The sequence below is a fragment of the Collinsella sp. AM33-4BH genome (assembly GCF_003469205.1).
GTDB lineage: Bacteria > Actinomycetota > Coriobacteriia > Coriobacteriales > Coriobacteriaceae > Collinsella.
In genome coordinates this window covers 1-6,985 of sequence record NZ_QSIN01000022.1, presented here as the reverse complement: position 1 = coordinate 6,985, position 6,985 = coordinate 1, and the positions used below count along the sequence as shown (strand labels likewise).

The 6,985-nt window shown below is 69.8% G+C and carries 6 protein-coding genes and 1 pseudogene; all 7 read left to right on the top strand.

Going from position 1 to position 6,985, the window contains the following annotated elements; genetic code table 11:
- On the top strand, window positions 1-1,008 hold a 1,008-nt coding region (locus DW821_RS09990; protein ID WP_199584353.1), incomplete at its 5' end, for a glucosaminidase domain-containing protein.
- A 30-nt stretch (window positions 1,009-1,038) separates the two neighbouring features.
- On the top strand, window positions 1,039-1,737 hold the full coding sequence (locus DW821_RS10270; protein WP_199412431.1) for a hypothetical protein: 699 nt from the start codon (window positions 1,039-1,041) through the stop codon (window positions 1,735-1,737).
- Between the two features lie 2 nt (window positions 1,738-1,739).
- The gene (locus DW821_RS09980; RefSeq protein ID WP_216400469.1) at window positions 1,740-2,741 is read left to right on the top strand and encodes a hypothetical protein; all 1,002 of its coding nucleotides are present in this window, start codon (window positions 1,740-1,742) and stop codon (window positions 2,739-2,741) included.
- A gap of 109 nt (window positions 2,742-2,850) precedes the next feature.
- Window positions 2,851-3,309 carry a hypothetical protein gene (locus DW821_RS09975; protein ID WP_042433176.1) on the top strand — a complete coding sequence of 153 codons (459 nt, stop codon included), beginning with the start codon at window positions 2,851-2,853 and terminating at the stop codon, window positions 3,307-3,309.
- Window positions 3,310-3,321: 12 nt separating this feature from the next.
- A pseudogene (locus DW821_RS10460) lies at window positions 3,322-3,720 on the top strand (thioester domain-containing protein); the annotation flags it as partial.
- A gap of 183 nt (window positions 3,721-3,903) precedes the next feature.
- Entirely contained in the window at window positions 3,904-6,048 is a 2,145-nt protein-coding gene (locus DW821_RS09970) for a VaFE repeat-containing surface-anchored protein (RefSeq protein ID WP_233539261.1), read from the top strand.
- A 72-nt stretch (window positions 6,049-6,120) separates the two neighbouring features.
- A complete protein-coding gene (locus DW821_RS09965; RefSeq protein ID WP_117818397.1) occupies window positions 6,121-6,852 on the top strand; it encodes a class B sortase in 732 nt (243 codons plus the stop codon).
- Window positions 6,853-6,985 lie beyond the last annotated feature (133 nt).

The following is a 6,985-nucleotide window of genomic DNA, read 5'->3' as shown; positions in this document are numbered from 1 at the left end:
GGCGCGGTCTCGGGCGCGGCGCCCGCCCTGCTCGGGGCGGTGGCCGGCATCGTGGCCTTCGTCGCCTGCGCGCTCGCCGTCGCGCAGCTGCTGAGCGCGCTGTTCGGCTTCTGGGACGACGCGGCCTCCAAGCAGGGCCTCGAGGGGCTGCCGCCCTACATCACCTACGAGATGGTCGAGGCGGCGCTCGAGTGCCAGGAGGAGTACGGGCACCCGGCGGGCTGCACCATCGCGCAGATCATCCAGGAGTCCGGCCAGGGCGACCGCATGAGCCAGCTCGCAGAGCGCGACCACAACCTCTTCGGCATGAAGTGGTGGTCGGGCTACGCGGGCTGCCCCGAGGTGGCCGGCAAGGCGAACTGGGCCACCAGCGAGGAGTACGTGCCCGGCGAGCACACCCAGATCACGGCGAGCTTCATCCGCTTCACCGGCGACGCCGAGTGCATCCGCTTCCGCAGCAGGGTCTTCCTGCAGGCGGAGCGCTACTCGGGCAACGCCCTCATCCGGGAGGCGATCGAGAGGCACGACTCGGACAGGATGGCCGAGGGGCTCAAGGACGCCGGCTGGGCGACCGACTCGTCCTACGTCGAGTCCCTGAAGTCGATCATGGCGCAATGGGGCCTCTACCGGCTCGACTCCATGACGGTCGAGGACCTGAAGGACCCGGCCGCGAACGGGAACGCGATCGTCGAGGCGGCGTACAGCCAGCTCGGCGTGCCCTACGTGTGGGGAGGCTCGACCCCCGGCAAGGCGCTCGACTGCAGCGGGCTCACGCAGTACTGCTACGCGCAGGCGGGCATCCGCATAAGCCACTACACGGGTTCCCAGTACGAGGAGCTCAGGCGCATACCGCTCTCGGAGGCGAAGCCCGGCGACATCCTCTACCGCTCGGGCCACGTGGCCATCTACATCGGCGACGACAGGTACATACACGAGCCGCGAACGGGCGACGTGTGCCGCATAGCGAGCGGCATCGGCAGCTTCAGCTGCGCGCTCACCGCGAGATAGGAGAAACCAATGCAGGGAAAGTCAAGGGTCATGGCCGCCGTCGCGGCAGGCGCGCTCACCGTGGCGCTCGGCGCGGGCGCGGCGCGCTGCGCCATCGCCCCGCAGGAAGGCGCGCAGGATAGTCCCCAGGAGCAAGAGCAGCCCGCGGCTGCAGGCGCCGACGCGGCAACCGGGAAGGCCGCCTCGGGCGCCGAGGCGCTCTGGAACACCGCGTGGACGGGCGCCGACGACCCGACAGCCACGCTGCGGATCGTCGAGGGCGCCATGGTGGAGAGCGCGGGCGGCACCGAGCGCGCCTGGTTCTTCTCGGCCGAGGAGCCCTCCGAGGCCGGCGGCGTGCTCAGCGTGCCCATCGAGGTCAAGGGAACCGGCGACAAGGCGGGAGGCCTGTCGCTCATCCAGGTCTCGGGCGGCGGGGACGCCCGCACCCTGGCATGCGACCTCCTGACGCAGGCCTACGTGCCCCAGAGGGCGCAAGGCGGAGCGTTCTCCGTGACCGGCACCGACGACCGCCTCTCCGAGGCGCTGGGCGCGGATGCCGCCGCCATCGAGGAGGCCGTCGCCGGGAAGGCGGCGGAGGTGTCCCCGCAGGCGGCGGGAGCCACCTGGGACAAGGAGGTGTGGCTCGACTACGCCGGGAACGTCGCGTCGACGACCTTCACGCTCGACGACCCCGCCTCGACGGTGGTCACCGTGGTCTCGCGCGGCGGCTCGCTGGAGGCGATGTAGCCGTGCGGGCGCTCAAGGCGCAGCGCCGCAGGGCGTTCGCCATCTCCGCCGCGGCGGCGTTCGCCCTCTGCGCGCTCCTGCTCGTCCCCGCGCAGCCGGCATACGCCGACATAGCCGGGGACGTCAACGATTGGCTGTGCGGCCTTCTGCGCGACTGCTGCAACTGGATGTTCAAGGCTCAGACGGGCGTGCTCGGGTCGATCGGCGCGAACGGGATCCTCTCGGCCGACTTCGCGCACATGCTCACGAGCTCGAGCGACCTGACCATGCACGACGTCGCCCGCGGCGTGTGGCAGGTTGCCATCCTGCCGATCGGGTGCGGGGTGCTCGGCCTGGTCTTCACCCTGAAGCTCATCGAGATCTCCCAGCGCATGGACGGCAGCCAGAGCCTTCCCGGCGTCAAGGAGGTCGTTTTCCTCCTCGTGTTCTTCGCCGTGTTCCTGTTCCTCATACAGAACAGCTTCGACCTGATGGCGTCGATCTACGAGGTCTGCGGGCTCGCCATCGACCGAGTCGAGGCGCTCTTCGGCGCCGGAGGCGCGCTCGACCTGCCCGAGGTGTCCGTCGTCACCACCGACGACGACATCCCGTCGCTCATCGCCATGCTCGTCGTGAGCCTCATCAGCTGGGTCGTGGTGCTGGCGGCCTACGTCGTCGCCCTCGTGGTCTGCTGGGCCCGCGCGCTCCAGCTCTACATCATGGCCGCGTTCGCCCCGATCCCGCTGGCGTTCCTCGGCATGGACGCCACGCGCCAGATAGGCCTTGGCTACCTGAAGAGCTTCGGGGCGGTCTGCATCGCCGGCGTCATCATCCTCGTGCTGCTCATATCGTTCCCGCTCGTGCTCGGCGGGCTCACCGGGGCGAACCCCGGGACGGGCACCCCGGCCGACGCGGTCGCGAACGGGCTCACCTACGCGCTGCAGTACCTGGCCATGTGCGTGCTGCTCATCCTGGCCCTCGTGAAGAGCGGCTCCTGGGCGCGCGACATCGTGAGCGGCTTCTAGCGGAAAAGCGAGGAAGGGGGCGGTCGCCATGAGATAGGGGCGCCGCGCCGGGGCACGCGTCCCGGCGGATGAAGACAAGGACCGATTGAAAACGAAAAGGAGGAAAGACATGGAAGAGAGGAAGAACGTGTACCTCTCGCTGCACAAGAGCTTCGTGCGCGAGGGCATCGAGTACACCGACCGCGCGACCGGCGAGGCCAGGACCTTCAACTCGGCGACCCTTCCCAAGGGCACCGTCGTCGACGGCGTGGACGTGGGAGGCTACGAGTTCAGCCCCATGTTCGTTAACGAGAGCCGCTTCAAGGGGGCCGACTTCCGGGACATACCGCTGCTCGCGAACCGCGAGGTGTGGCTGAGGAAGACGGTGATGGGCCCGGACGGCCAGCCCGAGCTCGACGAGGGCGGCCGCGCGGTCAAGGACACCGTGAAGGTCATGCCGGCGCAGCTCAAGGAGGCCGTTGACGCAGGGCGCTCGCGCTACCTCGCGGAGCGCGCCGAGCACGCCCGCCAGGCGAGCCGCGCCGCCGAGCACGAGGCGCCCCGCGCACAGCGAAGCGTCGAGAGATAGGGAGGCGGAAAGATGAACGCAGCGAAAGACTGCACCCTGCAGGAAAAGCTCCTCCGATGCGCCATGGCGCTCATCCTGGCGGCGGGGGCGCTGCTCGCCTCCGTGGCGGCCTCGCCCGCCTACGCCGCGCCGAGCACGGTAGACGTGTCCATCGGCGGCAAGATCCCCTACGGCGGCTTCGCCACCACGTGGATGAGCGCCGACGGGAACATCGCCTACTGCGCCGAGCCCTCGTCCCCGACGCCCGCGCCGGGCTCCTACTCGACGAGCCCCGTGTCGAGCGGCGACGTGACAGCGGCGATCTGGTACTCGTTCGGCTCTCCCGGCTTCGACGCGTCGATGTTCCCGGGCAGCTGGTACGACGGCGGCGGCTGGGACGACGCGAAGTACGCCGCGGCGAGCCATGTGCTCATCGCCTACGCCTACTCTGGGTCCGAGTCGGCTGCCACGCACGGCACGAGCGCCGAGTTCGCCTCCTGGGCGAAGTCCGAGCTGATCGGCGGGACCTTCGCCAAGATGAAGGCGGGCGCCGGCAAGGTATCCGCCGGGTTCGAGGCGTTCTGCGTCAGGACCGGCGGCGGCTCCCAGACGCTCGTGAGCTTCAGCTGGTCCACGGGCGGAGTCAAGGTCGTCAAAACGGACTCCGAGGCGGGCGCGGAGCCCCAGGGCGACGCCTCGCTCGACGGCGCGAGCTTCTCCGTCGTTAACGAGACCGGCCGCTACGTGCTGGTCGGCGGCAAGTACTACGCCGACGGCGAGGTATGCGCCACGATCAAGACCGCGCCCGAGGACGGGTCGCACGTCGCCGCGACCGGCGCCGACGCACTTCCCGCGGGCAATTACCGCATCGTCGAGTCCGGCGCGCCCGAGGGCTACGACGCCAGCGACGCCTCCGTCACGTTCACCGTGAAGGCCAGCGAGGTGGCCGACCTCACGGGCGACCCCGTGACCGACGAGGTCTTCCGCGGCGGCGTGCAGGTGACCAAGTCCGACAAGGAGCTGCAGGCGTCCGAGGCGCTCGCGGGCAGCGGCCACAAGGAGGCGCCTGGCGAGCACCCCGGCCTCGACGGGATCGAGTTCACCGTCACGAACCGCTCGGCGCACAAGGTCCTCGTTGACGGCGAATGGCGCGAGCCGGGCGAAGCCGTGGCCACGCTGACCACCGCATGGAACGACGAGGCCGGCGCCTACACCGCGCAGACCGCGGCCGACGCACTGCCGTACGGAACCTACGACGTGCGGGAGACGGCGACGAACGGGGGCTACCTGCTGACCGACGGCGAGCCCCGCACCTTCGAGGTCCGCACCGGCGGCGAGATCGTGAGCGCCTCCGCGGACGGCGCCGCGCTCGAGTTCCGCGACCAGGTGGTGCGCAACGACCTCGAGCTCTCCAAGAAGAGCGAGTCCGACAACGCCGGCCTCATGGTCCCGTTCGCCATCGAGAACGCGGCCACCGGCGAGACTCACGTGCTGGTCACGGACCGCAACGGCGACGCGTCGACCGCGAGCAGCTGGAACAGGCACTCGAGGGACACCAACGCCAACGACGCCCTGCTCGGCCATGAGGGCCCGATTGCTGTCGCCGACATGGACCCGAAGGCCGGCATCTGGTTCTCGCTCGGCGAGGACGGCTCCTCGGCGCCGGTCGACGACTCGCTGGCGGCCCTGCCGTACGGCGCCTACACCATGACCGAGCTGCGCTGCGATGCCAACGAGGGCCTCGAGCTCATCACGAGGAGCTTCTGGATCGATCGCGACTCGACGGTCGCGAAGGCCGTGTGGATGGGCCTCGACGACCAGGAGGGCCCGCGCATCTCCACCACGGCAAAGGACGGGGCGGACGGCGACAAGGACGTCTCGGCCGACGCCGAGGCCAAGGTCGTCGACGCCGTCGCCTACGAGGGCCTGAAGGCCGGCGAGGAGTACGAGCTCTCGGCCACTCTCGTCGACAAGGCGACCGGCGAGCCCGTGGCCGACGCCTCGGGCGTGCCCGTGGAGGCCAAGGCCGAGTTCGCCCCCGCGCTCTCGACGGGCAGCCGGGACGTCGAGATTTCCTTCGACGCGAGCCTGCTCGGCGGCCGCGACCTGGTCGTGTTCGAGAGCCTACGCAAGGAGGGAGCCGAGGTGGCGTCGCACGCGGACCTCTCCGACGAGGGCCAGACAGTCCACGTCGCCGTCGAGGTGGGCACGCAGGCGGCCGACGCCGCCGACGGCGACCAGGTCATCGAGGCCGGCAAGGCCAAGGTCATCGACACGGTGGCCTACAAGGGCCTCGTCCCCGGCGAGACCTACATCGCCGTGGGCACGCTCATGGACAAGGGCACCGGAGAGCCGTTCCTCGACAAGGACGGCAACGAGGTGACCGCGCGCACGCCCTTCGAGCCCGAGGCGCCCTCCGGCACCGTCGAGGTGACCTTCGAGTTCGACACCGAGGGCCTGGCCGAGGGAGACGAGCTCGTCGTCTTCGAGAAGGTCCTGGACTCCGCCGGCAACGTCGTTGCGGCCCACGAGGACATCGACTCCGCCGAGCAGAGCGTCGTCGTGGACAACCCCGACACGCCCGAGGTCCCCGAGGAGCCCTACGCCAAGACCGGGGCCGACGCCCCCGACGGCACCGGCTACGCCGTGGCCGCGGGCATCGCTCTGGCAGCTGCGGCGGGTACGGGCGGAGTGCTTGCGTATCGCAAGCGCAAGGCGGCCGCGAGCAAGGACGAGGCGGCCGAAAAGCCGGAAGAGTAGCGGCAGCGCATCGATACCGAACCGGAGGCCCTGGGCGCTCGCCCGGGGCCTCCCCTGCGAACGGGGGAGGACATGGACAAAGGGAAAGCCGCCACGGCGCTCGCCGTCGCCGTGGCGTTGCTGGCGCTGGCGGCGCTCGCCGTCTTGCCGCAGCCCGAGAGGAACCCATACGTGGTGCACGAGGTGCCCGCTGCGGAAGAGGACGCGGAAATGGAGGCTCAAGAGACGGGAGGCGGAATCGACTGGGACGTCCTTCCCGCCTCCGTCGTCGCATGGGTGCGCGTGCCGGGCACGACCGTCGACTACCCGATCGTCCAGGGCCGGTCGGAATCGCCCGACTTCTACCTCACGCACGATGCTAACGGCGAGCGCTCCGCATGGGGCGCTCCCTACATCGACGCAGGCTGCGCGCAGGGAGCCGAAAGCCCGCTCGTCATCGTGTACGGGCACCACATGTCCGACGGCACCATGTTCGCGCCGCTCGCGCAGTACTCGTCGCGCGACTTCGCCGAGGGGCACCGCACCATCCGGATCTACACCCGCGAGAAGGCGATCGAGCTCAAGGTCTTCGCGGCCGACGTGGTCGACGCGAGCTCGGAGGGCAAGCGGACCGACTTCGCCGACGCGGCGGAGCTCGCCGCCTACCTCGGGGACAAATTGTCCCGGTGCGAGGTCGTCCTGGAAGAGCCGGCGGACATCGCGCAGGCCTGGGCCTTCGTGACGTGCAGCTACCAGACGAGCAACTCGCGCACCGTCGTCTACGCGAAGGAGGTGGAAGGATGGGATTCGCGCCCTTCGGAATAGGGCTCCTCATGGGGCTCCTCACGCTCACGGCCTACGCCTGCTGCGCAGCCGGCGACGACGACCGGGACTAGCCGTGGGAAATCGAAATCGCACAATCAGAACCACCCTTAAAAAGGGTGGTTTGCTCTTAGGG

What these genes read in the sequence shown, in the direction of transcription:
- DW821_RS10270 (WP_199412431.1), top strand. Translation starts at nt 1,039, where the DNA reads ATGGCCGCCGTCGCGGCAGGCGCGCTCACCGTGGCGCTCGGCGCGGGC.
- DW821_RS09975 (WP_042433176.1), top strand. Translation starts at nt 2,851, where the DNA reads ATGGAAGAGAGGAAGAACGTGTACCTCTCGCTGCACAAGAGCTTCGTG.
- DW821_RS09965 (WP_117818397.1), top strand. Translation starts at nt 6,121, where the DNA reads ATGGACAAAGGGAAAGCCGCCACGGCGCTCGCCGTCGCCGTGGCGTTG.